This is a genomic window from Achromobacter marplatensis, from assembly GCF_002209535.1.
Taxonomy (GTDB): domain Bacteria; phylum Pseudomonadota; class Gammaproteobacteria; order Burkholderiales; family Burkholderiaceae_B; genus Achromobacter; species Achromobacter marplatensis.
In genome coordinates, this window is sequence record NZ_NJIG01000012.1 from 103,332 (window position 1) to 130,268 (window position 26,937).

19 protein-coding genes are annotated in these 26,937 nt (G+C 57.0%); 11 read left to right on the forward strand and 8 right to left on the reverse strand.

Annotated features, from left to right (window positions below; all coding sequences use genetic code 11):
* Positions 1-175 precede the first annotated feature (175 nt).
* Entirely contained in the window at positions 176-763 is a 588-nt protein-coding gene (gene kwaA, locus CEY09_RS24020; RefSeq protein WP_088590536.1) for an anti-phage protein KwaA, read from the forward strand.
* Entirely contained in the window at positions 760-1,728 is a 969-nt protein-coding gene (kwaB, locus tag CEY09_RS24025; RefSeq protein ID WP_088590537.1) for an anti-phage protein KwaB, read from the forward strand. The genes kwaA and kwaB overlap by 4 nt, the downstream gene beginning before the upstream one ends.
* Positions 1,729-1,888: 160 nt before the next feature.
* Here the strand turns inward: kwaB and CEY09_RS24030 are convergent, their stop codons facing one another.
* From CEY09_RS24030 to CEY09_RS24045, 4 genes are all read right to left on the reverse strand, one after another.
* Positions 1,889-2,686, reverse strand: coding sequence for an endonuclease (locus CEY09_RS24030; protein WP_088590538.1), 798 nt, complete (start codon positions 2,684-2,686; stop codon positions 1,889-1,891).
* Positions 2,683-3,957, reverse strand: coding sequence for a DNA cytosine methyltransferase (locus CEY09_RS24035; protein WP_088590539.1), 1,275 nt, complete (start codon positions 3,955-3,957; stop codon positions 2,683-2,685). Before CEY09_RS24035 ends, CEY09_RS24030 begins: the two co-directional genes overlap by 4 nt.
* An 81-nt stretch (positions 3,958-4,038) precedes the next feature.
* Positions 4,039-4,449 carry a very short patch repair endonuclease gene (locus CEY09_RS24040; protein WP_088590540.1) on the reverse strand — a complete coding sequence of 137 codons (411 nt, stop codon included), beginning with the start codon at positions 4,447-4,449 and terminating at the stop codon, positions 4,039-4,041.
* A gap of 216 nt (positions 4,450-4,665) precedes the next feature.
* Positions 4,666-6,075 (reverse strand): tyrosine-type recombinase/integrase, encoded by a 1,410-nt coding sequence (locus CEY09_RS24045; protein WP_088590541.1) that lies wholly within the window; start codon positions 6,073-6,075, stop codon positions 4,666-4,668.
* Between the two features lie 2,629 nt (positions 6,076-8,704).
* On the opposite strand from CEY09_RS24045, the gene CEY09_RS24050 reads away from it, so the two are divergent.
* The 5 genes from CEY09_RS24050 (at position 8,705) to CEY09_RS24070 (ending at position 17,927) form a co-directional block, all read left to right on the forward strand.
* Positions 8,705-11,635: a DEAD/DEAH box helicase gene (locus CEY09_RS24050; RefSeq protein ID WP_045953033.1), complete on the forward strand. Its 2,931-nt coding sequence runs from the start codon at positions 8,705-8,707 to the stop codon at positions 11,633-11,635.
* Between the two features lie 201 nt (positions 11,636-11,836).
* Positions 11,837-12,463 carry a hypothetical protein gene (locus tag CEY09_RS24055; protein ID WP_197541467.1) on the forward strand — a complete coding sequence of 209 codons (627 nt, stop codon included), beginning with the start codon at positions 11,837-11,839 and terminating at the stop codon, positions 12,461-12,463.
* A 21-nt stretch (positions 12,464-12,484) separates the two neighbouring features.
* On the forward strand, positions 12,485-13,594 hold the full coding sequence (locus CEY09_RS24060; protein WP_045953034.1) for a helix-turn-helix domain-containing protein: 1,110 nt from the start codon (positions 12,485-12,487) through the stop codon (positions 13,592-13,594).
* 1,401 nt (positions 13,595-14,995) lie between these two features.
* Positions 14,996-17,257, forward strand: a complete 2,262-nt coding sequence (locus CEY09_RS24065) for a PhoX family protein (RefSeq protein ID WP_088590571.1) — start codon at positions 14,996-14,998, stop codon at positions 17,255-17,257.
* Positions 17,258-17,447: 190 nt separating this feature from the next.
* On the forward strand, positions 17,448-17,927 hold the full coding sequence (locus tag CEY09_RS24070; RefSeq protein WP_223283384.1) for an ArsR/SmtB family transcription factor: 480 nt from the start codon (positions 17,448-17,450) through the stop codon (positions 17,925-17,927).
* Here the strand turns inward: CEY09_RS24070 and moaA are convergent.
* Genes moaA through CEY09_RS24090 form a run of 4 tightly spaced genes read right to left on the reverse strand, consistent with a single transcriptional unit; the run spans position 17,924 to position 22,413 of the window.
* On the reverse strand, positions 17,924-19,018 hold the full coding sequence (gene moaA, locus CEY09_RS24075) for a GTP 3',8-cyclase MoaA (protein ID WP_088590543.1): 1,095 nt from the start codon (positions 19,016-19,018) through the stop codon (positions 17,924-17,926). The genes CEY09_RS24070 and moaA overlap by 4 nt on opposite strands.
* An 8-nt stretch (positions 19,019-19,026) precedes the next feature.
* A complete protein-coding gene (locus CEY09_RS24080; RefSeq protein ID WP_006224616.1) occupies positions 19,027-19,356 on the reverse strand; it encodes a c-type cytochrome in 330 nt (109 codons plus the stop codon).
* Positions 19,357-19,384: 28 nt separating this feature from the next.
* Positions 19,385-21,868: an arsenate reductase (azurin) large subunit gene (locus CEY09_RS24085; protein ID WP_088590544.1), complete on the reverse strand. Its 2,484-nt coding sequence runs from the start codon at positions 21,866-21,868 to the stop codon at positions 19,385-19,387.
* A 14-nt stretch (positions 21,869-21,882) separates the two neighbouring features.
* The gene (locus CEY09_RS24090) at positions 21,883-22,413 is read right to left on the reverse strand and encodes an arsenate reductase (azurin) small subunit (protein WP_088590545.1); all 531 of its coding nucleotides are present in this window, start codon (positions 22,411-22,413) and stop codon (positions 21,883-21,885) included.
* Positions 22,414-22,695: 282 nt separating this feature from the next.
* Between CEY09_RS24090 and CEY09_RS24095 the strand changes: the two genes are divergently transcribed.
* Genes CEY09_RS24095 through CEY09_RS24110 form a run of 4 tightly spaced genes read left to right on the forward strand, consistent with a single transcriptional unit; the run spans position 22,696 to position 26,848 of the window.
* The gene (locus tag CEY09_RS24095; RefSeq protein ID WP_234818383.1) at positions 22,696-23,463 is read left to right on the forward strand and encodes a substrate-binding domain-containing protein; all 768 of its coding nucleotides are present in this window, start codon (positions 22,696-22,698) and stop codon (positions 23,461-23,463) included.
* Positions 23,460-24,977, forward strand: a complete 1,518-nt coding sequence (locus CEY09_RS24100; RefSeq protein WP_088590547.1) for a sensor histidine kinase — start codon at positions 23,460-23,462, stop codon at positions 24,975-24,977. The genes CEY09_RS24095 and CEY09_RS24100 overlap by 4 nt, the downstream gene beginning before the upstream one ends.
* A gap of 17 nt (positions 24,978-24,994) precedes the next feature.
* Positions 24,995-26,323, forward strand: a complete 1,329-nt coding sequence (locus tag CEY09_RS24105; RefSeq protein ID WP_088590548.1) for a sigma-54-dependent transcriptional regulator — start codon at positions 24,995-24,997, stop codon at positions 26,321-26,323.
* A gap of 33 nt (positions 26,324-26,356) precedes the next feature.
* Entirely contained in the window at positions 26,357-26,848 is a 492-nt protein-coding gene (locus CEY09_RS24110) for a MarR family winged helix-turn-helix transcriptional regulator (protein ID WP_088590549.1), read from the forward strand.
* Positions 26,849-26,937 lie beyond the last annotated feature (89 nt).

Below are 26,937 nucleotides of genomic sequence, written 5' to 3' on the forward strand. Positions count from 1 at the left end.
TGCGCATGGGTATCTGGTGGGGTGCGCTGTTGAATTTCGCTGTCACAAGAACTGAAGGACGTCAGGAGAAATGGTGAAAAAAAAACAGTCGTACGATTTTCCCAAACACCCGTTAGTTGCGCGGGAATAACCTCCTTGCGCTTTGGGGCGGCGCCGGACACAGCGTGGTTACCTCATGACTTCCAACCGAATTGCCGAGAAATTTGAGTTATACATTATTTCATTGTGGCTTCTATTTTTGCTAATCATAGTCGTCACGATTGATATTCCGATCTGCTTCCAGCCTGAATGCAGTTTTATCGGTATGGGGGAGCTGGCGCGCCGGAATGTTGTTCCGGCCATTGCTCTTCTGCTAGTTGGGCTAGGAGGTCTTTACTATTTCCGATTCAACTACAAAATTGCTGGAAGTAAATCGATACCGGTCGAAGTAAATTCGGTTGAGGATATCAACTATGAGCATCTGACTTTTCTAACCACGTACATTATTCCGCTTATTTGCTTTAATCTGACAAGTGAGCGCTATCTAATTGCTCTAGTGCTTCTTCTGATCGTCATCGGTATTATCTATGTCAGAACAGATAAGTTCTACGCAAATCCTACTCTTGCGGTTCTAGGGTTTCGCCTATATTCCGTGAAGGTGACTCGCCGTACCGGCGAGGAAGTGAAGGTGGCATTAATAACGAAGGACCAAATCAAAGATGGAGACAAGATCCGATTCTTGGAATTGGACGGTCGCGTCTATTTTGCAAAGAGGAATTCATGAGCCTTGACGCGCTGCGAGCGAGAATATCAGACGTAATTTCAGATCCGGCCTGCTCTGCCGAGTTCTACTTTCTGCTTGAGGATGACGGTCAAATCTCTATCAAGCGGGCAGACATCGATGAGGGTGCTTCTGATGAGTTGACTCGAAACTTCATCGAAACGATTGGGAGCACGGTTTTGTTGAACGACGAACTCTCGCTGCTGAACATTTCCGGAGCGGATGATCGTGCGAATGCAATCTATCGATATGACTTGCCCGAGGTGCCGGCTCAAATCCAGAATTTGGCTACTGTTCTTCAGCGAGACGACTTTGAAGTCTTTAATTTCGAAGCTGACGAATTAGCTCATTTGGAGGGGATATTAGTAATTCTAGGGCATGGTCGGCAGCAACTTGCCTTATATAAACATCAATACCCAATAGCGCTACTCAAGCGCGATAGTGCCTTTAGCCTAGTTAGAGTAAGAAATCAAAATAGGCTTGTTAAGCTTGAGGATGACATTCTTCGTATCAACTCAAAATTTGAATTCATGCGCATTGGCGACGAATATTTCATCGTTGATATTAAGACGCTGGAACGATTCTTCGGCTTTCATGAGGCGGTGCGAAATATCGCCACGGAGGGAATAGCCAATATTGATCGAGCAGACATAGTCGTCGATACGGCGGCGCTCACGGCTAGGCTTGACGATATTTCATTCTCGCGAAAACTCATTCGCGCAGCAAGGGAGTCACCGGTTCTTGGTGTTATTCCAAACGCTCAGGTGATAACTTTCGTCAATACTCATCCGGCGCTTCAGGGGAGATTCCGGCTAAGCGATGACGGTTCTAAGCTCAAGCTGGATACAAAGGTCTCACAGGACCTTTTCCTCAAGCTCTTGAATGACGATTTTCTGCAGTCTGAGCTAACGAAGCGCTACTACGCTAGTCTGGCGAAAGACAATCTTGCGACGGCCGCGGTGCCGTGACTTTTCTTGCAGATGGAGGAGGGCGCGATGCTAGTGTGCTGTCCCGCAGATACGCCCGCACGGAAACCTCCCCTAGCCGCCATGCGTTGTTGAAAATCCTTGCGATATCTACGGGGCGCTGCGGTTTGCGCGCTCGGGGCTGCGTTTTAGCTCGAGTTTTTCAAATGCGGTAGTCGACAATTTCTTTGCGATCAAGTTCGCCTGCCGGCACTAACTTGTAGTGGCGTTCCTCTACGACCTTGAGTTCGTCATCATCGATTTTTAGCTCAAACAAGGCAATTTGTTCGCTGCTGATGAATTGAGCAGATATGGCGCGGCATCTAAGGGTCGGATATTTTTGCTTGCACCAGGCGGTGTCTTGAGCTGTCTGCACGGCAGAGATTTGATCGCTCCCGCCTTTTGCCTGTACCGGAATGACATAGTGACAACCGTATCTATCGAGGCCCACGTACAGCTCATCGATCTCAATCTGCCCGATGCCCTTTACGCTCGTCCGCAGGTGGTTTTGCAGCGAAAATGTAGTTAGACCGAGGAAGATGTCGATAAGGCGGTTGTATCGTACTTTGGCCAACAACGCCTGTTCGTCGTCAAGCGCATAGGCGCCAATAATTTCAGGGGTATTGTCGGGAATACGAATAACGGCTAAGTTCGGATTGGGAACGATGCGATTGGCTGTTGCTAGCCGAAAACGGTACTTGGACCGTCCTATTAACTCAATGATCCATTCACGACCTTCCGGCTGCGTCGCCAGTATTCGTGCGGGCATTGGAGTGCGGAAGCGAATCGAGTAGATTACATCGCCAAGATTGTCCGGTAGAGCGATATCGAGTTGTTCTGCCGCTTCCTTCAGCGCCTTGCGCTCAAAAGGGATTTCGGTCATCCCCTCTACAAACTTATCGAAAAATATTTTCTCGATAAGTTGGTGATAGCGGCTTGGCGTCTTGATGCTCTCGTTCATAGCGTGGCGAGTTCTAGTTCTTCGGAGGATTGAGAAGCTGTAGGCGTTGCCGAACGTTTACGCTGAGCAATCACCGTGCGCGACACGCCGAACATTGCTGCTGCGTCGGTCATCGAGATGCTGACTAAACTCTGGCTACCTAGAGCGAGTGACTCGGACGGCCTGACTGGCTTCTTTCCCAGGGCCTTCATTAGTTGGCCTCCGACAGCACGTGCCAAAAGGGGCGGAACGCTGTTGCCAATTTGTCGAAAGCCGTGCCACTTCGTGGCGTGAAAGCGAAACCAGTCGGGATAAGAATGCAGCCGCGCCGCCTCGCGGACGGTGATTACACGCGGCACAGTCGGATGAATGGGGCGTGGTGACGTGAATGCTCCTCGGTCGCTTGCAGTGCCTGCGCGCAGGGTGTTGCAGAGGCCGTCAAGAGCTAACTTCTTGAATCGGCTGATAGGTTCCACATCGTTTGGAGCAGTGGCGGCGAAGCGCTTGCGCGACAGCTCGGTGTGCTCGGTCAGCAAGGAGCACGTCAGCAGGCTCGCATCGAACTGACGAGGATGGCCGAAATCAGTTGGATCGTCCACTTTTCCGCGTAGGTACGCAGCGTAATTGGACGGTTTGCCATATTTCGCCTTAACCCAATCCCGTTCCCATAATTCAGGGAAAGTCTCCGCATCGGGTATATCTCCTATAGCGTCGCCCACAGTTGTGCGCCCGGTGGGCTCCGGGTACGCCGGGAGACGAAGACCTTTGCGAGCCCCCATCAGAATCAGACGGCGTCTATCCTGAGGAACGCCATAGTCGGCCGCGTTAAGCACCTTGTAATCTGTTACTACATCGTAGCCACCGTCCTGAAACGCCTCGATGATTTCTTGCAGAAACTGGCGGTGTTTTCCGACGGTCAATCCTTTAACGTTTTCGAAGACGAAATACTTGGGCTTCAGCTCCATCACCACGCGGACGTAGTGATACACAAGTTGATTGCGCGAATCGTCGAGCGCGCGCTTTCCGATTAAAGAGAAGCCTTGGCATGGTGCGCCACCGACTACAACATCGAGGTCGCGCTTCCCAATTCCTGCGACACGGCGCAGTTCGTCCCCTGTCACGTCAATGATGCTCTTGCACACGGTTGCGCAGGTGGGGAAGTTGAACTTGTGCGCAGCGGAGTGAATCGGGTCGATCTCTACGGCCGCGACGATGTCGAAGCCGGCTTGCTCGAAGCCGAGGCTTAAACCTCCTGCTCCAGCGAACAAATCGATCCCAATGGGGCGTGCCATAGCTGAGTGTCCTTCTCGTTCATCGAGTGCAGATTGGAAGCCCGAATCATACCAAAAACGATCGCTTTATCGATCGTTTTTTTAGGCGTGATCCAGAACGTCCCGTAGGCGCGCCTCCAAGGCTTCGATATCACGCAGCTCGCACTGCCACACAACGACAACGCGCCAGCCGTTCTCTGCTAAAGAGGTCTCCTTGCGGTAGTCGCGGGCTCGATTGGTCTCGATCTTCGGCCGCCAGTAGTCGAGGCGAGATTTCGGGAGTTGCCCAATTCGACAGCCATGGCCATGCCAAAAGCATCCGTGTACGAACAATGCCACACGGCGGCTCGGAAATACGATGTCCGGAGTGCCAGGTAAGTCTTTTCGATGCAGGCGGAAGCGGTAACCCAGGCTGTGGAGCAAAGAGCGGACCGTTCTCTCAGGCTTCGTGTCCTTGCTTCTGACCTGCTGCATCAGGTAGCGACGACGATCAGGAGCAAGTCTATCAGTCATGGGGATCGACTCGCTTGGCCGATGAGCTGAGAGGGGCGAACCGTGTTGTGGCGCCGCGATAGCGCGTTTCCGACCGGCTCCACGCTACGATGCGCAGTGCGGCTCGGGATCATTGTCAGGACTGTATCATGTTGCTCTTTTGGGGAACCGCCGGCATCCGACCATGCAATGCTGCCCTGTCAGGCGTCTATCAGGCGCGGCGGCAATAGCACCGGATTAGCGGCTGGCGGCGGGCATCTTCGACTGTTGAGTCAAGACTTCCGTGAGACGCTGTCCAAGCCGCTCCCAGGCGTCGGCCTTTTCTTCGGCGTAATTATGGTGCAAGTAATGCCTCCGCACCTTAGATCCCGCCAATATGTGGTTCTGGCAGCGGTCAATGATGTCCAGCGAGACTCCCAGCTGTTGCATCATCGTCGCCCCTGTGCGACGTAGGTCGTGGGGTGTCCAGTTCCCATTCTTCCCGCCGGCCAGCACGAGAGTGTTGTCGTGCTTACGGCGCTTGAGCGGCTTGCGTTTCATGAACCGTTCTTGCCGGTCTCCGACCTGTTTAGAGACGGCAGAAACGCTCACATGCGAATCAGTCAAGTTGCGAGCGGGGAAGCACCAAGCAGTTTTTCCCGTGAGCTCGTGAAGGGCTTGAAACCGATGCAGCACGAACGATGAGAGCCGTACATAATGGTTCTGCTTCTTGCCCCGCCGCCCTTTGACATTCTCCTTCGGAATGAACCATGTGCCCGCCTTGAGGTCTACATGCTCCCACCGCGCCATCAGTAGTTCGCCGATTCGGCAGAGGGTGCCTAGGCTGATCCATACGGCAAGTTGACTTTCCTTCTTGAGTGGTCGTTCATGCTTGTACTTGGTGCCTGGCGCGGCCGCTTCGTAGTTTGCCGCCATGTCGGCAAAGATCTCGTGTAATTCTCGAATTTCATTTGGTGAGAGCACGCGCGTGCGCTCTTCCTCATGATCGGGGGGGAGGATCGAATCTTCGCTGATTAGATCAGCCGGGTTTCCATCAATCAGTAATCCGCGCCACGGCTGGCGCTTCTCGGCCCAAGCCAACATCTGCTTGACGCCGAGCAACATATGGGTGGCCTTACTGACCGTTCCTGCGTCGATGGCCGCCCGAAGTAAAGCACGCAAGGCAGACTCCGTCAGGCCACGCAGGGGAGTGACGCCAATGTGGGGCAAGATGTCCCGCTTGAACATCCGCGCGACCTCCTTGTTCCCATCTTTGCGGTTGATGCCCTCGACAATCCAGAGGTCGAATAGGTCCTGCACTGTGAGGACCTGCACCCGATCTCGCTCGGCCTCTGCCAGCGTGGCAGCAACGGCCTTCTGCTTTTCGATACGCGCCGCCTTCTTGGCGGCCGTGGGATCGATGCCCTCTGCGGCGGTCACGCGCACTCGGTCCCGTTCCGCTCGGATGTTTGCCAGGCTCTTCTTCGGCCAGGATCCCAGCGCGTGGTCGCGCTTCGCTCCACCCAGCTTGTACTCATAGCGAAAGGAAACGGTCAGGCCCCGCGTGCCCGCCCGTACGCGTCCTACGATGCCTCCGTCTTCGCGAAGGATACGACCGCCGTCAGCCGCGGTCAGTGCTTCCAACTCTCGGTTGGTGATCTTGCTCATGCTTCTATCCTTCGATATTTTTACCCCACTTTTACCCCACCTAAATGTCCGGCTTGGGATGGATGGAAGTGGACAGTTCTGGATAGTCTATCAGCTTGAAACCAGCATGAATATTGGATTTACTGGAATCCAGGAGTGTCCGGAATGATCCATAGCTATCCACCAGTTATCTTCTTTGGGAGCAGAGGGTCGTGAGTTCGAATCCCACCGCCCCGACCAATAAAATCAAAGGGTTAGCTCAATGTCGTTGAGCTAACCCTTTTTCTTTGCTCGGCATATGGGACAACATATGGGACAACGAACTTGCAGTTGGCGGTGAGCAAGTTCAGGCGGCATCAAGCCAAGGATGTGCACTCGGTGGCAATAGCCCATCTCGGGACTTGCCGGGTCTCTGCTTGATTGGGGGGGGCGGGCAGCTCGCCGCACTTTAGGCTCATCAGGCCAATTGGGTGGGTTCTGGGGACTGTTGCGCTTGGGGCAGGCCAAACCCCTTCATCTGAGGCTGTGTGTGCTGGGGCAGCAAAGCGAGAGTTCCGAGCCCAGGTCGCAGAGCATCGGCGGCACCACGCGACAGTTGAATCGTTACGACCCCTCGGCCCTTCCATCCTCGCGGCGTTATTCGTTAGCGGAGCAAATGCCGAGCTGTGCTGTGGACCGGTCTTTCGCGGTTGCACTTTTAAAGCGTCGCGGCCTGTACTCTGTATGTGCTGTGTGCATTGCACTGAGACCATACTGCACACCTCAGTGTCAAATGCGCTCTGAGCTGCGCTGAGAGAAATTAAAGTCGACGGTCTATCCGACCCGAACTGCGGAGACTTGGCCTAGTACGGGAATGAGGGGATAGGGCATCCTTTAACCTAGTACTGATACGAGGGGTGCCCTTTCGACAATGGAAGTAGGAGTTGCCAGCGCAATGTCTGAATGGCTGCGACTGGAACACGGAGTCTTTCAGGCGGCTAACAGATTATTTCGCTGAGTCGACTCCGAGCTGGCCGCGATCCCGCGTATGAGGCGCTGAAACTTGTCCGCAGGTCCGTAGATTTCACCCCGCCGCAACCGTCCGCACTTGTGAATCGTGGGGGGCCTTGGTGGATCCTGCTGTACCGAAGGAGGGTGGGGCGCGATTAATGCTCAGAAACACGGACCGTGGGTCGCAGCAAAAAGGTCGGCAATGGCTGGACCAAGCGCGGTTCATGTCGCGGAGGAGTTAGTGGCTTGAATTGCCGACAGGGTATTTGAGTATCTCGGCCTGGCAAATAGTTCCCAGTCAAAAGAGTCAGGCTCGTGGCGTTGCAAAAATAACTCCCACCTTGAGACGCCGGCGCCGGACAGTTGCCACCCTAGTCACGCACGTCTGGAACATCATCAACCGTCGATCGTTCCAGCTTCACTGACGGTGGGCGAGGGGCGGGGCGGCTGTCCAGTTGTGGACCATCGAACAGATCCGGAGTGCTTGGCTGGCGTAGAGATCAAGTGTTGACGCCATCAGTCAAAGCCCTTTTCAAACACTCTATCAAAATCCCTATCAAATATTCCGAATGCGCGGGGAAGCTTGGCGCCCCGGTGGGCATCGATTCTTGCCATGGACAAAAGGGAAGGCTGGCTCGGCGGTCTCACGTTCTAGCGAGCGAAGTCGTTGGATTGTGCAATACAGGACTCTGGCCACACCCTCCGACTTGCCCACTTTCTTTTGCACGGCGCCAACCGTCTTCTAGACCCTGCAAGGCAAAAACTCGGAGATTCGACTCGCGTTTCAGGAACAGAGCGCGAGACTGCGCAGAACGCGCTCTGGGTGGCAATGACTCTAAAGTGGCTGCTACCCCCGTCACCCGAGGTGTTTCGACCGCTCATGCGGGCTGTGGACGCGTCCAAGCACCATCGCTGCATCTACGAGGGCGTCCCATCTGGAATTGGTCCGGCCTGTTGTGGCTTATCAGGTCAGACAGCGGCGCAGACGCTGTTGACACTGGCGTAGCCAGTAAAAGATTTGGGATTGGGAATGGGATTGGGATTGGTAGCTTTGCATCCGGTTTGCACTGGGTTCGAAAATAAAACCTGGCCATAACCTGCTGGGTTTCCGCTACAGGCCCCCGTTTCCCTCGCTTCGTGGGTATTTCTCCTATGAGGATGGCCATGGATCCTGTGTCAGCGGCGCTCATGGACCTCAAGATCTGAGCAACTGTGCAGGGGCACAGCGCGCTCCTTTACGCCGTGTTTCAGAACCAAATTGGTCGAGTGCCGCTCTAGGTTTTGATGTGAGAACCGGCGGTTAACCAAGTAGGAACCCAGCAGGATCCCAACGGGTTTCCTGTTACGAAAGATGTTGCGTTGCGCTGCGGATTCTCAGTTCATATCCGGCGGTGATTGCTATCATCAGGCGTACCGATAGGGCTGTGTTTGTGGAGAAAAGCGTATGGACTTGGGTACTACGGTGATGCTCGGAGTACTTGTAGCTGTTATCGCATTCGGCCTTTGGGTCGCGAATAACATCGCTCGTTCCGAAGGGCGCAACAAAGAAGACCATCAGACCTGAAGCGGCAATAATTCGGAGTAGGTCTCAAAAATTAGGCTGGCTTGTTATGTTCTTTGAAGTAACAATTGGTCATCTAGTTCATTCCGGGAGGGGGACGTGGCCGATTTCTTCATTGAACATAGCCACATGCTGGCTTTGAAACCCATTAGCAGTCCGAACTCGGGTTTTAGGCCAGGCCAGTTGGGCGCTCTTCATTCTGTGGCGGCCCACTTTTCGGTCTACGACGAGCCGGCCATAGTGTCTTTGCCGACTGGATATGGGAAGACTGCCGTGATCATGGCGCTTCCTTTTTTGTTGGGCTCAAACCGTGTGCTGGTGGTGGAACCCACGGATGTGCTGAGACGACAGACCTCGGCCCACTTCGGTGAACTGTCGACGCTACGCAAGCTCAAGGTCTTCCCGGCGGAGGCAGGAAATCCTCATGTACATCCACAGAAGGGCAGGCCATTGAGCGCCGATGAATGGCTTGCCTTTCGAACTTTCGATGTGGTCGTGTCCACGCCAGCGAGCACATCGCCGGTCCTGGAGCCCGTAAGTCCCGCAGATCTATTCGATTTGATTATCTTTGACGAGGCGCACCATGCTCCAGCAGACACTTGGAGTGCGTATCTCGGTCACTACTCCCGCGCCAAGTTTGTCTTCTTGACGGCTACTCCATTCAGGCGCGATAAAAAGGCAATTCCGGGTCGTCTGGCATATAGCTATCCAGTTTCCAAGGCGTCTCGCGAACAAGCGTTCGGAAGCGTCTCCTTTCGTCCAGCGCCTGTGCATAACGATCACGATGAGGACGAGGTGGACCTTGCCATCGCAAGGGTGGCGATTGCACAGCTGCGGGAAGATCAGGCGCAAGGATTCGACCATCGACTGTTTGCGCGAGCATCCTCGATATCCGCTGCTAGGAAGCTGACGGGGATTTACGCCGGGCTGGGGGCGAGGGTAGAAGCGATCGACAGCGGAATTTCCAAACGGAGGCAGGAGCAACTGGAGGTCTCCTTGCTCCAGGGGGAGCTGGAGGGAATAGTCTGCGTTGACATGTTCGGGGAGGGCTATGACTTTCCAAAGCTGAAGATCGCAGCACTCCATGCGCCGCACCGCTCCCTGGTTCCAACGATACAGTTCATAGGGCGGTTCGCGCGAACAAACGATGAACGCACGGGAAACGCTACTTTGGTGTCGACTGTGAGTCGTCTGCAAGATGCCACTGCACGGCTCTTTCAAGAGGGAGTGGACATCGCTTCCCTTATCGACGAAGAGGCGAGGCGACAGCTCGCCGAAGGGGCTGCCGATGAATCGATCTTGGAGATCTTGAAGCCGAAGAGGCAGACAGTCTCTGACTACGATGCCGTGTCGCCAATGTCATTTGAGCTATATGCCCATGCTCGAATCTTTCAGTGCGACGAGGCCCCGGACTTCACTTTGTTTGAGGCATTGATAGGGCGACGGCTTCACTTGGCTAAGCAGTGGATCTCGGATGATGGATTGATCACACTGCTTTTGACCGTCGACAATGAGCCGCCGAACTGGGCGACTGCTGACGTACTTGTAAATGTACGACACGACGTTTTCCTGCTGGCCTACAACGCTGCTACGCGATTGTGCTTCATTGGCTCCACTCGTAGAACAGATCGCTTATATATCGCACTAATGCAGGTCGTGGCCAAGGATCACCATAGGCCTTTGAGCTTCGAGGAGACCATCCGTGCGCGCGCCGGCCTCACGGATATGCGCTTCTACGCTGTTGGCTTGCGTAACACGGCCGTAAATTCGCAAGCAGAATCCTATCGCATGCTAACTGGACCTCGTGCTGAGCGAGCGGTCACGCCGGGCGATGGGCGCGCCTACGTACAAGGACATTACTTTGGGAGTGGATTGGAAGATGGCGAGCGTGAAACCATCGGAGCAAGCAGTAACTCGCGTATATGGAGCAATCAACGTCTTTCCGTATCGCAATACCTTGAGTGGATATCGAAGCTGAACAATCGCTTGAATGGCGACGAAACGCTAGCAGAGTCTCAGCTAGATCTCGTCCAGCATTCGCGGACGTTGCGGCGAATCCCAGATGTTGTTATTGGTGGAAGTTGGTCGCGCAATGCCTACAAGCAGGCGCATCGGTTGAGATATCGACGTGTTGGGCAGCAGCAGTGGCTCTATCGCCAAATCACTGATCTAGAGCTCTCGTCATTCGCCTCAGGACCTGATGGCCTGGATTTCGAAATCGTCTCGGACTCAGATGCGGTGCCCTACCGCATGTCTTTAGCCGGGGGCGCATTGTTTCGACAGCACGGCGCGGGTTGGGAAGTCGAAATATCTAGCACGCACGATGACTGGTTGGATTTTGACCAGTGGCTTTCTATGCACCCTCCAATCTTTTACGCAGCCGACAAGTCATCGTTTGAAGGGATGAACTGCTACCCGCCTCCGAAGCTGGCCAGCAATCGGCTTCTTGATGAGGACGTCGAGAACCCTGGGTGGGCTGGCTGTGAGATCGGTAGAGAGTTTGACGCCGATAATCCCGAACGAATGACCGTCCACAGACATTTGGAATTGTGGATCAGGGCGAAGGAAAATCTCGAGGTCCTCGTTTATGACCACAGGACTGGGGAGGCCGCCGACTACATCGCGGTCACACGAGAAGAAGACGACAGAGTCCTCGTGAGTCTGTATCACTGCAAGGGAGCTGGGGGCGAACCAAATGGTGCCCGTGTTGACGACGTCTACGAAGTCACCTGCCAGCTACTAAAATCAGTTGTTTATTGCGAATCCCGTGTGTTGGTCGAGCATGTGGAGCATCGGATAAATGAAAGGCGGCATAGGCGTCCGTCAGTCTTCAAGGTCGGCAATCTTGCAATGTTGCAAGAGATCTTGCTGAACCGGAGCGCGGACAAAGTCAGTTTCGCCATCTATGGCGTGCAGCCGGGGATTTCGAAAGGACAGATTGATGCCCACCTCGCTGATCTTATGGCCTTCAGTATTGACTACGTGAAAAGAGGGGGCGCGGCCGTTGGGAAGTGGTTGGTGAATGCGTAAAAGGGACTTCCATCGGGTGGCTGCGCTCCGCATGCGGCTTCCGGGGCCGCCCGTGCCAAAGAAAGGGCCGGTCCGAGCGTGGCAATAAAACAACCAGCTTCCGGTTTTTGCTCCTCTGTTGGTGGTAGAATTTCCGGAAGTTAAGGCCGAGGAGGCGCCGTGTTTCTACAACCATCTTATAAGCCGCAGCAACCTCTGGTCTTGAGCGACCCGCTGGACGTGCAAAAGCGTTTGTATGAGCTTGACCCGTCGTTGGATGAGGCGTTGTTGCAAGAAGCAAACCTACGCGGCTATGAGGCACGGCTGGGTGCGACCCTTGCCCATGCTCCCACTGCGGCGGGTACCTATCATTGGCATGAATTTGTGGCGGCGCTGCGACAAGCCTTGATTCCTAAGGGCTGGGCTGCACGGGATTACAGGAATTGTCCTTGGGTGGTATCGCCTGATGAGCGCATCATGCTGTCTGTGATTACTGGTGATATCGACACCGGCAAGCCAGAGGGTAGTCCCACCAACCAGGCGGAAAAAGGGTCCGTCCTCGATGAGGCGATTCAGCAGAATCAGCTGTTCTCGAACGATGCTGATGTTGGCTCTGGGACCCAGCTGTGGGTGCTCCTCTATCACGTGGAGAGGAGCGCCACCGGGTATCGAGAAATTCGTACTGAACTATCGTTGCCATCGCGCTTCGCGCGAGGGAAAATTGAGGGTTGGTCGGAACGTATTGTTCTGGCTTCCACGCCTCTTGACCCGTATGTGGGTGGCGGCATTGATGTAACTCCTCCGGCGCAACCGATCGACGTTCCTGTCGAGCGGCGTCGCGTGGGGTAGTAAGTAAATTGGCTGCAAAGAATGTTGAACCCAGCAAGACTCGGATTTGCTCGAACACGTCGAGCATGGACAAAAGCGCGCCTGGCTCGAGAGCTGGGCGTGCAAGTCCGCTCTATTCAGGGCTATGAGTCCGGAGAGTACGCACCTGAGGCGGACAAACTAGAAAAGATTGCAGAGCTGCTGCGTTTCCCGGTGTCCTTCTTCGAGGGGGATGACATTCCTCTCATCGCAGAACACACGGCTAGCTTTCGTTCCATGTCCAAGATGTCTGCCGGGCTAAGAGACAAGGCTCTAGGCTCAGGAGAATTGGCATTTCTTCTCAATGACTGGATCGAAGCGCGTTTCAAGTTGCCTATCGCGGATTTGCCCGATTTGCGGGATCTCTCGCCTGAGGATGCCGCAGCAACGCTTCGAAGGATTTGGGGATTGGGTGAGGCGCCCGTTGAGAATCTAATTCATCTGTTAGAAGCTCGGGGAATCCGCGTCTATTCGCTGGCGATAGACGCTCGTGAGGTCGACGCGTTCAGTGTATGGAATGACAATCGGCCATTCGTATTTTTGAACACCATGAAGTCTGCCGAGCATAGCCGTTTCGATGCGGCTCATGAGCTCGGCCATTTGGTGCGTGATCGCTATAGCATGCTGCATGGTGGAGAGCACACGCCCGAAATGGAAAGGGAGGCGAACGCCTTCGCATCAGCGTTTTTGATGCCGCGAGGGAACATCATCGCATCTAAGCCGCGCGTGCCCACCATCCCCGGGCTGATAGAGCTTAAGCGGGTTTGGGGGGTGTCTCTGGCAGCTTTGGCCTATCGTATGAACCAGCTTTCCCTATTTACGGAGTGGGGATATCGAAGCTTGTGTATCCAAATTGCGAAACAGGGCTATCGAACGAAAGAACCTCGGCCCATGCATCGCGAGGTTTCCCAAGTTCTGGTTAAGGTCTTTGAAGCGTTGAAAGCGGAGGGATTTACTCGCGCGGATGTGGCTCGGGAGCTCTGCTTGTATCAGGATGACATTGATAATTTGACCTTCGGTCTGGTGCTGTCGTCCGTCCCAAGCGCTACCGCGACGACGGCAGAGCCTAAGGCCAGGAGTATTTCTCGCCCGTCGTTGCAGTTAGTGAAGTAAAGCGCGAAGGCCGAGGCTGGTCCGCCCAAGGGCTCAGGAAATCAAGCCGCACGTCGTCCGACAGCAGTACAGCAAATGGCGATGGTTGCCACATGGCGAGCTGCACTTGTGCCCCTTTTAAAAGTAGACTGGGCCTGCATGGCAGCAAGTCGTATCATCGGGCGTTTTTATCAATTTAGATAAGGTGGCGATGAATCTGGGTGGCGACAATTCTGGCGTTGGGGGCGGTAGTGCAATTGCGATTGCATCAGTCGGGTTTGTCATTGGTCGACACGACCGTTTTGACCTAACCCTGCATCGGTAAATCAGGGGATAAAGCTCTGTTTCGTTGCGGACCACGGAGGTGAACGTGGTCCAACTTATCCGTCGAGTCGTCTGCGCTTTTAAATGACGCGTGAACTTGTCGCCCTTGAGAATTCCTACCAGGCGACATGCGCCAGCGACAGATAGACGGATTACGCGGCCAAGACGTGGTCCAGTGTTCGGGAATTTTTCTTTGCTAGGTGCCTGCGGAAGGTGCCGGTGCCGTTAGCTAATTGCGAGACGCGAAGACTAAACGAACAATCCAGGAGACATACTTCACTCTGGAAGTTCCGTCCCGTGGCACCGTCAGAGCAGGTACGGTTGTACCTCCCAACCCCCAAGTACCGTACATTCCTTCATGTAGGTACGGTATGGCGGCGTAGCTGCGGCTTGCGGGGGGGGATCGCCTATGTCTTTGATCCACGAAGAAAATTCCCGCAGTCGTACCGCTGTCCTCGCTTTGCGCCGGACTCGGCAGCACCAAGGGAGGTGTCGAAACTCATCTGACTTGGGATTTGCGCTATCGAATTACGGAATCGAGATTTTTCGATATACAAGTGCTGCTGCAGCCTCCAGCCGGATTTAGCCTTCGGAGGTCCGATTTCTGTGCCAAATTTAGGGGGACGCGCCGTCATGCTCCGAACGCAACTATTGCGTGATGCTGGCGAGGCGCCTAGTCGGTACCCCCACGTCCGTCCGTTTCGGTATTGGCAATCCATGCCGGAAACAGCAGCCCAACGTTGATTGCTCTCGACATACCATTGTTTACAGCGGGCCGCTTTCGGCCGAGGCTGTGTGAAAATTCACCGTGCTGCGGGTCATGTCGTAAGTTGGCTTCGCAGGTCAACTCAGGATCGACGATCGGAGTTGAGGGAAGGGTTTGATTACCCCCGAAAACATGTCCATCACGAGTTTTTACACAGCCTCGACCCCAAGCGGTCTGTCGTCCAGTACCGCTTCGTATAACCACTCCTTCTCGTGCGGTTAGGCTCTATCACCTAGCCCACTACGGCTTGAAAAGAAGGTCCGATCCGTCATGAAAAAGTAATTGGCGCCGCCTACATTCATTACTTCGTTAAATCCGGATAAATGGACAATATGAAGACCAACATGGATGCGCCCGTCGTGGACTTCAATGACGAGGACTCGAACACATCGCCAAATCCGACATTCGACGCGGTGCTACAAACCCGCTTGAGTCGACGCCGGATTCTGAAGGGAGGCATGGCAACGGTGGGCTCTGCCCTGTTCGGGGTTGGCCTGGCGGGCTGTAATGGCGACGGAGACGACGACAGCGATGTCGATAGCCCGGACACGCCGCCCACAGGAGCACCTTCCACGGAGCCCCCGGAAAAACTGCTCAATTTCGGCGCGGTTCCGAAATCATTGGCAGACGCGGTCAGCGTTCCCTCCGGATACACCGCGCAAGTGCTCTATGGCTTGGGTGACCCGCTCGCCGCGGGAGTGCTTGCCTACAAGAACGATGGCACGGACAACGATTTCGACAAGCGTGCTGGTGACCACCACGATGGCATGGAATGGTTCGGCCTTGGTGCTGACAACCGGCCGTCGGCAAGCTCGACGGATCGCGGGCTGCTGGCGGTCAACCATGAGGCCACGACGAACGAAGGGCTCAGTTCGTTCTTCCTACATGCAAATGGGGGCACGAGTACGCTACCCCGGCCAGCCGCCGAGGTTGACAAGGAGATCGCCATTCATGGAGTGTCGGTTGTCGAGGTAAAGAAAGCCGGCAATTCCTGGGTCACGGTTCCCGATTCGGTGTTCAATTTCCGACTCACGGCGCTTTCCGAAATCGAGATCGCCGGCCCCGCCCGCGGTAACCCGCTGCTGGTGACGAAGTACTCGCCCGATGCGACGCGGACGCGCGGCACCCTCAACAACTGCGGCACGGGAAAGACCCCTTGGGGCACCTTTCTGACTGGCGAGGAAAACTGGTACGGTTATTTCACGCGAGACGCTGCGGACGATGCAGCCCGCGGGAATGACAAATCTGTCACCTCGCTTCGGCGCTATGGACGCAATCAAGGCGCTGCGTCGCGCCACGGCTGGGAATCGGCCGGCGCGGACGACCGATATGCTCGCTGGATAATCAGCCAGTCTGGCGCGTCGGCTGACGGTAGCGACGACTACCGCAACGAGATGAACGGCCAGGGCTACGTCGTCGAGGTGGATGCTTACGACCGCAGCAGAAAGGCGAAAAAGCGCTCGGCTTTGGGCCGGTTTGCCCATGAATCGGCCGCTTTCCGCACGGCCGTCGCGGGTCAACCGATCATCGTATATATGGGCGACGACGCTCGTGGCGAGTACCTCTACAAGTGGGTCTCGTCGGCCAATTGGGATCACGCGGACGCAGACGCGATCAGTCGTATCGCTGTGGGCGACAAGTATCTTGATAACGGCACACTCTTTGCGGCCCAGTTCTCAGAAGATGGAACCGGCTCGTGGTTGGAACTGTCGATGCAGAACTCGGCGGTCAGCGGGTATGCGACCTACCCCTTTTCCGATCAGGCCGATGTGGCAGTTAATGCCCGCTTGGCGGCCGATGCCGCCGGTGCAACCAAGATGGATCGGCCCGAATGGTGTGGCGTGAACCCCGCGAACGGCGAACTCTATTGCACGTTGACGAACAACAGCAGCCGCCGCGTTGATCCCACCGGCTCGCAGTATGAGCCCGACTCCGCCAATCCTCGCGTGTACACCGATATGAAGGGTGGCGCTAGCCAGACTGGCAACCCCAACGGACACATCATTCGTATCAAGGAATCGGCAGCGGCCGGTGATGGCGATCGCTTCGAATGGGATGTGTACCTGTTCGGCGCGCAAGCCGACGCCGATGTCACGACCGTAAACCTGTCCAGTCTTACCGATGACCAGGACTTTTCAGGCCCGGATGGTCTGGTGTTCAGTGCGGTAACGGGTCTGTGCTGGCTGCAGACCGATGACGGCGCCTACACCGACGTGACCAACTGCATGATGTTGGCCGCGCGCCCCGGGCAGGTTGGTGATGGGGCGAAGAAATCCCTGACTTATCCCAAGGGAGACGGCAGCACGCTTACGGTGGATACCTACGTCGGTAAGCCGCCAGCGGCAGAGCAGCTCAAGCGCTTTCTGGTGGGCCCGGTTGGATGCGAAATTACGGGGTTCTGCGAAACACCCGATGGCAAGGCCATTTTTGTCAACATCCAACATCCTGGCGAAAACACGGACCAAGCCAACCTCGCTGATCCTTCCAAGTACACCAGCCAATGGCCAAGCAATGCTGGGTATGGAGCTGGCAAACGGCCCCGCTCCGCGACGATCGTAATTACGAAGGATGACGGCGGCCGTATCGGAACCTGATACCCAAAACCATAAGTAGGGCCAACATCGTCGATTCGTCGACAACTTTGCGGGGCGATGCTGGGGGCTGGCATTCGCCCCATTTTTTTGCGGCGGCCGCTTTCGCATGTCAAATGTTGCTGACACTAATCTGTCATCTATGCGATATAGTCTGTCCGGATATACAGAACTACCGACTTATCGAATTTCCATGCCCATCGCCAGCACGTCCACGCCTTCACCAGCGGTTGCCAGCCATTTCAACCCGGATTTACCTCGGGACGGAGTGTCTTTCCAGCACGCGCTAAGCGCATTCCACGCCCTTTCTCAGCCAACGCGGCTCGAGATTTTTCGCCTTTTGATGGCGCGCGAGCCGGAAGGGGTGCCTGCGGGCGCCATCGCGGAAATGGTGGAGGGCCCCCACAACACGGTGTCGCAGCATCTGTCGGTGCTTGCCCGCGCGGGCTTGATCTGGGGAGACCGCCAGGGGCGAAGCATCATATATCGTGCCGACGTAGGCGTCATGGGCTCGTTGATGTCGTTCATGTTGACCGATTGCTGCCATGGCCATCCCGAGGCTTGCGCGCCCGTCATCGCTGCGTTGGCGGGCCACTGCGACTGCGACATCATCCCGAACAAAAAGCCACTTCGTAGCGCCAAGAAAAAGGCTGGCGCCTCGGCGGCTACCTAGCCGCCGATGTAGCTCATCTCGATCTTTTGTTGGCGTGGTTGTAACGTTCGAACCTCTGAGTATCGATCGTTGCGGGATCGCCACCGCTCAGCCAAGCCGTTGATCAGCATTTGTGGATTCGACTCCGACCTCAATTGCAAACGTATGTCATCGCCTTGTTCGGCAAACAGACAGGTATAGAGCTTGCCGTCGGCCGAGACCCTTGCCCTTGAGCAATCGCCGCAGAATGGGTGGCTGACGCTAGAAATCAAACCGATTTCTCCTAGCCCGTCTTGGTAAGCCCAGCGGCGAGCGACTTCGCCGCGCACCGTTGGCGCCAAGGGCGTCAGCGGGAAAACGGCATGTATTCTCTTGAGGACTTCGTCGGATGGCAGCACGGCCGAGGCATTCCAACCATTGGTCGCACCGACATCCATGAATTCGATGAAGCGCAGCGCGTGCGCGGTTCCGCGAAAGCGCCGGGCCATCGGCAGGATCTGATCGTCATTCACACCACGTTGCACCACCATATTTATCTTGATGTGCGGGATGCCCGCAGCCTGGGCTGCGGCTATACCCGCCAATACATCATCCACGGAAGCAGTCGTGTCCGCGACCCGCGCAAAGATGGACGGCGAAAGCGCGTCAAGGCTGACGTTCAGACGCCGCAACCCGGCGGCGGCCAGCCCCTGGGCCTTGCGTGCCAATAAAGACCCGTTGGTGGTCATGGCCAGATCAATCGGCGCGCCGGACGGCGTACGCAACGCCGCCAGTCGCGCAATAAGATGCTCCACGTCTTTGCGCAGCAGCGGTTCACCCCCGCTGACCCTGACCTTACGTACGCCCAGGCTGATGAAGGCGCTTGCGACTCTCTCAATCTCATCAAAAGTCAGCAGCTCTTCGCGGCGCAGGAATGAATGATCCGCGCCGAACTGATCTCGGGGCATACAGTAGGTGCAACGAAAATTGCACTGGTCTATGACCGAAATGCGCAAGTCATGCAGAGGCCGACCGTGCCGGTCTTCGGGCGGGCCGTCCATGCCTGACGAGGCGGTCGATGTTGACCGTAGCGAGGGAGATTTGCGGCGATCCAACAGCGGAGCTTCGATCATGTTCTGCGTCAGCCTGGCGCGCCGGCAAGTATCCAGTCGACGACCTTTTTCGCGTCCTCGGCTGAAATTCCGGGGTTCGGCGGCATCGGCACAGGTCCCCAGGTGCCCGCACTGCCATTCTTGATTTTCCCTAGCAGCAGGGCAGCGGCGCCGGGTTCGTCCTTGAACTTGGCGCCCACGTCCTTGTATGAGGGGCCGACGACCTTGCGGTCAACCGCGTGGCACGCCAGGCAATTGTTCTTGGTCAAGATCGCTTGGATTGTGGCGTCCGGGGCCGCAACACAGGTCAGGCTGGCAGATGCCAACCCGACCGACACGAACAGCTTGGTGATACGCATAAGGGGCGGTGCTCCTTTGATTGAAAAATCAGCCCAGGGTGAATCGGCGGCTCTTGAAACTGATGGTGTTCCTGAACTCCTCGACGGAGCCCACTTTCCGGATGTTCCCCCAGGTGCCTTTGTAGTAGGGAATGATGTTGCGGTCGGTCCACTCGGTCGTGACGTCGCCCTGGATGCCGTTCACGTAGCCGAACATCATGAATGTCTGGCCGCGCTTGATCTCCGGCACCGGGTACACCATTGCGTAAGTCGACCCGTAATCGTTGTAGACCTCGACCACGTCTGAAGCCTCGACGCCCAGCTCCTGGCAATCGGCGGGATTGATCTCGATGTATGCCATCGGATAGCGGTCCTGGGCGAAGCTGTTGTACTGGTCGTGATAGGCCGTTTGCCAGATCTCGTTGTTGCGGCCGTTGTTCAGCCAGAACTTGTACTTCTTCTTTTGGGCGGCCACGGGCTCGGGCAGGCCTTTCCACTGCGCCGGCTTGAAGTGAGCTTTTCCGTCGGCGGTGTCGAACTTACCGTCCGTGTAGAGCATTTCGGTGCCTTTGAGCTTCCCGTCCGCGTAGGCCTGAACGGGTAACTGGACGCCGTTATTGCCGGCGGCGAGCAACCGTTCGTAGGTCACCAGGTGACCGGTATCTCCACCCTGGCTGTCGATCTTGGGCGCGTCCTTCTGGCCCGCCCGACGAAACCCATCATTGAACGCATCCTCTTCCGTCTTCCAGTCGAATCCGGCGAAACGTTGCGCCATCTTGCTGTTGCCTTCCTTCTCGTACATGGCTTTCAGCGTGTTGGCGATTCGCGCGGCGATCAGGCAGTCCGCTTGCGCTTCCCCGGGCGGGTCCATGAACTTTTGCGACAGGCGAATGCGCCGCTCGCCATTCATGGACGTCAGGTTCGTTTCGCCCGGGTGCGCCGCTGGAAGCAGCAGATGGGCAGCCTCGGCCAGCTTGGTTGGATAGAGATTGATGCTTGCAACAAACAGTCCGCCTCGTTGCGTGGCCGCATAGATGATGTCGACCATCTCTTCGGTTGAAGCGCCGCGCGCTTTCTGCATGGCTTCCTTCACGATGGCGGACCGCTTGAACACCGCCTCTCGGAGCGCTTGCGCGTTATTGCTGGTCTGGAAGTTGTTGGACCCCCACCAGGTCATCATCCTGCCCTTGCCTTTGATGAGTTCCTGGTCAATGTAGATTTTCTTGTCGCCAGGGTAGGGGGGCCTGGCATAACCCTCTTGGTGCCCCCCCATGCGTACACATCCGGTGCCACGGCGCCCCACGTTGTGCGTGGCGATGACCAGATCCAGCAACGCCGACTGAATGACGTAGTTGTCGTTGCCCCAGATGATGCCTTTTTCGTAGGCATGCATCGTGCGCGGAAGCTGCCCTGTCTTCTTCGGCTTGTACGACCACTCCGCCGCCTTCTTCAGGTCGTCGACCGGCACGCCCGTGATCTTGCTGCATTCCTCCAGAGGCATGCGATTCGCCTTAACGGCCTCATCAAATCCCGCCGTGTGCGCCTTGATGAACGGCTTGTCTACCCAGCCCTGTTCAACCACGTAGGTAAACAGTCCGTTGAACAACGCGATGTCAGTGCCGGGTTCGATCGCCAGATGCAGCACTCGATCTTTTCCGGCTATCTGTCGGGCGATCGCGATGGAGGGCGTGTCGCGCGGGTCCACGAAGACGATGCGGGTAGTTGGAAGATCTTCACCCGCGAAGCGCGCCTTTTTCTTGTCGACCGTCTGCCCGTACAGATTCGGAACCCAGTGGTTCAGGAAATAGTTCGTCTGGGACTCGTAAGGATTATTGCCAATGGACCACAACACGTCGGCAAGCTCGGCGTCTTCGTAGGCGTTGTTGAGTTCGCCGACGCCCATCTCGCGCGTGGCGTGGCATTCCGAGTTGTACGCCGGGCGATTGTGGATACGCACCATCGGCGTCTGTAGCGCGGTGAACATCAGCTTGCCCGTGCCCCAGGTGTTCTCGAACCCTCCGCCCGCCCCGCCGTGGTCAAAACACGAGAACACAATGCCTTCCGGGCCATCGGTATCCAGCACCTTCTTCAACAGCCCGGCGTACAGCGCCAGGGCGTTGTCCCACGGAACGTCCACCCATTGGTCGGCGGCATACATGCGCGGCTGTTTCAGGCGCGCCTTGCCATCGCCATCGGGCGTGTACATATAGCTGGCCATCCGGCCGCCACGGGTCGAACTCAAGCCGCTGTTGACCACGCATTCCTTGTCCGGAACGATCATGATGTTGTGACGCGAGCCATCCCGCTGCGTGATGACGTTGGTCATCGCCGGGGTAAGCGTCAACGCGAAAGGCGGTAGCTGCTGACGAAAGTCCTGGCCCAGCGCATTCTCCTCGGGCGCCCGGCCTCCCTCGCTTTGCTCGGGCCATTTGTAAACGTGGTACCCACAGCCGACGATACAGAAGTGGCACGTCATATTCGTGCGCGCGGCATCCTTCGGCGGCAAGGTGATGCGGTCTTTGGGTGCGGACATGAGCGTCTCCCGACTTACAGAATGTTGGCCTGGCGGCCGTAGATCAAGCCTTCGACCCCAACCGCGGATATCCCGTCCGAACTGGCGTCATAGCGCAGCAGAATCCGTGGGAGGTTTTCGGTGGCTTGCCCGCAGATCATCTGGCCTGCCTTCTCGGCGTCAAACTCGCTGAAGTGGCACGGGCACTTGAACGTTTTTGTTTTGTTGTCGAAAACTGTGGGGCAGCCCATATGCGTGCACATCGTGCTGTACGCGACGATGTCGTGGTCAGGGCCAACGCCGCCGGGAACGGGATGCCCGAGCTTCACAGCGGTACACGGCGAGGCAGCGTCGGGATAGGCGAACTGCAGGGGCGTGTCGGCCGTGAGCTTCTGCGCGACGGCGATGGACTTCACGGGGTAGGGCAGCGTGGTTCCGGTGTGCGGCGCCGTGGCCGGTTGGGCTTGGGCGGGCATGATCGGGATGAGTGTTGCGGCAGCAACAGCACCGCCCGTTCCGCTCAACTTGAGGAATCCGCGCCGGGTAAGGATTTGTGGCTCTGACATGTCGATATTTCCTATTGAAACGAAATGACGGCTTCAGTACTCTGTAGAGCGATAAGCAAAGGGCATGCCAAGTGTCTCTGGCATTGCCCTACACAGGAGGAGACCAAGACCATGGGCACAACGCGATGCCGGAGAGGTAACGTCCAGGCGCCCCAACAGGGGCTGGCGTTACCGTTCGGTAACCGCCGCAGCTTTCTCGCGGCCGGCGTAGCGTCTATCGCGGCCTGTACCTTGCCGCGCAACGCAGCGGCGTCCGCGCCGCTTAGGTTAGGCACGACCGCGGTGTTCCTGGACGACCAGCTCCAACTGCTGGATATCTGGCGGGCCGATCTTCAAGCAGCGCTTAAGCAGGACATTCAGTTCGTCCAACGACGCAGCTACGGGGAAATCGTGGACCTGCTGTTGCGCGGCCAGATCGACGCGGCATGGATCTGTGGCTACCCTTACGTCTTGAACGCCGACAAGCTCAAGCTGCTGGTGGTGCCGCAGTACCAAGGCAAACCGCAGTACCGGTCGTACCTGATCGTGCCCAAGGAGGACCGAAGCACGGCAGGAATTGCAGACTTGCGCGAACGGGTCTTCGCCTACAGCGACCCACTTTCTAATTCCGGCTTTCTGGTGCCTCGGACGGAACTGCTTGCCGAGCATCAGGACCCGCTACGGTTTTTCAGCAAGGCTTTCTTCACCTTTGCGCACAGCAAAGTTGTGGAGGCGGTCGCGGCGGGGCTGGCCAGCGGCGGGGCGGTCGATGGATACGTCTGGGACAGCATTGCGTCGCAACATGGCGCGCGCGCCGCCGGCACCCGCGTCGCATGGCGATCCCCGGAATATGGGTTTCCGCCCGTCGTGGTCGGCGAGCATGTTGCCGACGACACCGCGCTTGCGCTGCGCGATGCTTTGCTCCAGATGCACGCGCGTTCGGATGGCCGCTTGATACTCAAGCGCCTATTCCTCGATCGGTTTGTTGAGGGGCCCGATAGCCTGTACGACGGCATCCGTGGGTTGGTGCGCACGTCAGCGGGCGAAAACCCGGCACGAGATTCTGCATGAAGTCGGCCCGTTGGAACCCCTGGTCCAGAATCAGCTATCGCTACAAGGTGCCGTTGGCCTTGGCCGCCGCGATCGTGGTAACGGAACTGGTGGTTACCGCGACGCTGATGCGAACCGCTTACGTCGGCATGCTGCGAGACACGCGGCAAAGCGCGATGGCGTTAACGCAGGTTTTATCCTTGTCGGTGCGCGAACCCTTGATGCGTGACGATCTGTGGCGGGTCTACGAGGCGTTGCGCATACCGCTCACGGCAGGAGATGGCGCCCCAGGCTTGCGGTCGATCATTGTGCTGGACCCCGGCTTGCATGTGTATGCGTCATCCGATCCGCATCGCTATCCGGTGCTGACGCCCGGCGCCGGTTTGCCCGCCGAGCTGGCTGCTGCGGCGCAAACCCTGCGTGACGATCCGCGCACCTTTGTATTCAATACCCCCGATAGCCTGGACGCCACGTTGGCAGTCGCCGGCGCCGCAGTTGTGTCGGAAGATGCGGGATTGGCTGGATACGTGCTGGCGTCTTACGACGCTAGCATCTGGCGCCAGCGCCTGTACGACCTGGTCAGCCAGGTGCTGCTGGTCAGCATTCCCGGGCTGCTGTTGCTACTGGCGCTGGGCTGGTTATGGGGAAACCGCATCGCACGGCCGCTGCTGTCTTTGGCCCAGGCGACTCAGCGTGTCGGGCGCGAACCGGCGGCCAACATCGGACTTTCCTTGCGCAAGGAAGGAAGCGACGAAATCGCGGTGTTGGGGCGCAGCTTTGCATCCATGCTGACGCAACTGGAACGACAGGAAGCGCTTGAACAGGAAATCATTGCCGCCGAACGGCTGGCAGCGGTAGGCCGAGTGGCTGCCGGGGTCGCGCACGAGATCAATAACCCGCTTGGCGGCATGCTCAACGCGTTGGATACCTTGGAAAAGCACGGTTCCTACGATGAATTAACCCAAAGAACAGTCGGCCTGACGCGACGGGGCTTGATGCAGATTCGACGTACCGTCGGCGCCTTGCTGGTGGAAGCACGCCTGGATTCGTCCTTCATGCACACAACGGATTGGCAGGACCTGCGCCTCTTGATCGAGCCCGAATTGTCAGAGAAGAACGCCACGCTGCTGTGGGACGTCACCACCCGGGACGAATTGCCGCTGCCCGCGCATCTGGTGCGCCAGATGGTCTTGAACCTGCTCATCAACGCAAAGAACGCCGTGGAGCGCGGCGGGAGCGTCAGCTGCACCGTGACCGGAACCGCCGACCGCCTTTCAGTAGAAATAGCAAATTCCGGGCAGCACATTCCACACGATGTGCTGCCCCATTTGTTTGAGCCTTACCGGGTAGATGCCCGGGGAGCGGGGCGGGCAGAGGGCCGCTCCCGCGGACTGGGCCTGTGGGTGACTTACCAAATCGTCACGCAATTGCAAGGCACGATCGAAGTGATAAGCGAAGAAGGCTATACCGCCTTCACCATCACACTGCCTTGCGGCGCACCCATTGAAAAAACGAACTTGGAGCTGACGCCGTGATACAGCCATATGTCTGTTTGATCGAAGACGACGCCATCATGGGCGAATCCATTGTGGAAAGGTTTCGTCTGGAGGGAATCCGTGCCGACTGGTTTTCCAAGGCGTATGAGGCAAGGGATGCCATCCACGCCAATGCCTATGGCGTGGTGATCAGCGATGTCCGCCTGCCAGACTTGGATGGCGACGAACTTTATCTACAGTTGGTGGCGCAGGGCGGTACGTTGCCACCGTTCATCCTGATGACGGCCTATGCCACGGTGGAAAGGGCCGTGGATTTGCTGAAGCTCGGCGTCAAGGACTACGTGACCAAGCCTTTTGACATCGCGACGCTGATCCAGACCGTGCGCGATGTTGTCCCGGCGCAGGCCTCGCCGGAAAGCGATACGGAACTAGGGGTGTCGCAGGCGGCCCAGAATCTACGCCGCATGGTGCCCCGGCTGGCGGGCCGTGCGTCGGCCGTCCTGTTGGTTGGAGAGTCAGGGGTTGGCAAAGAGGTATTGGCACGACTGATCCACAGCCAGGCGGGGCCGGACCTTACCGCGCGGCCGTTCGTAGCCGTGAACTGCGGCGCCATTGCCTCCACCATCGCCGAAGCGGAATTCTTCGGCTATGAAAAGGGGGCTTATACCGGTGCGGACAAGCTGCGCAAGGGTTACTTCGAACAAGCTGACGGCGGCACGCTGTTCCTGGATGAAGTCGGAAAGCTATCGCCGGCGCTGCAAGGCGCGCTGTTGCGGGCGATACAGGAAAAGCGTGTCCGCCGACTGGGTGCCGAGCACGACACCCACACCAAGTTCGACCTGGTCTGCGCCACCAACCGAAACCTGGCCGAGATGGTCAGCGCCAAGTTGTTCAGGGAAGACCTTTACTACCGGATCAACACCGTCACCCTTGAGGTGAAGCCGCTGCGCGATCGGCCTGAAGACATCCTCTGGCTGGCCAAACGGTTTGCCACCAGCATCGCCGAGCGCCTGGGAGAGCCTGCAAAAACCCTGCACCCGTTGTCGCTGGCCAAGATGCAGGCGTACCCCTGGCCGGGCAATATCCGCGAATTGCATAACCGGATCGAACGCGCCTGTCTGGTCAGTCAGTCCAGCGTCTTGTTGCCGGGGGACATCTTTCCTGAAGGTCCGGACGGCGACCATTTTCACGATGAGCCGCAAGTTGGGGAAGAGGCCACGCTCAACGCCTACCAACAGGTCTGTGAGCGGCTGTACATCGAAGAGGTGTTGCGCCGGCACGGCGGCCGCATTCAAGAAACGGCCGACGTCTTGAGCATATCCAGGAAGAACCTATGGCAAAAAATGAAGCGCTACGGTATTGACCTGAAGCGCCGAAGCGAATAACGTTGGTATCAACAACTAATTTGGCCACCAAGAATGAATTCAACAAGAACACGTCTGGCCAGTCGGGACGCCGAAGCGCTCTATGAAGCGGTGAACCAGCTGATCAGGGTCCATCAGTTCCGCGATCGCGATCGCATTTGTTGCTATGACGTGTCCGTGGCGCAGTGCTATGCCTTGGAAACCCTGGTCAAGCAAGGGCCGCTGCGGTTGCAGGCGCTTGCGCAGGTGATGTTCCTGGACAAGAGCACGGCCAGCCGAATTGTTGATTCGCTGGAACGCAAGGGCTACGTCACAAGGATCGAAGATGCCGCCGACCGCCGGGCGGTGCAGCTTGAGCCGACCGCGGCGGGGCGCAAGCTGTATCAGACCATTCGGGCGGATCTGGTTGCCGAAGAATTTGCCATGATCGAACACATGAAGCCCGAGGTCCTGGAGGCATCGCTTGATCTGCTGCGGCAGTTGACGCGCGCCGCACAAGCACGTTGTGGCGTCGCCTCGACGTGTGCCGTGGAGTTTGAGCCGTAGAGTCCAAGCCGTAGAAATTGCGGCTTTTTTTTAAGCAAATAGTTGCTAGTACCAATTAAATACGGCTTCGGCCGTGTCCCAACCCCATG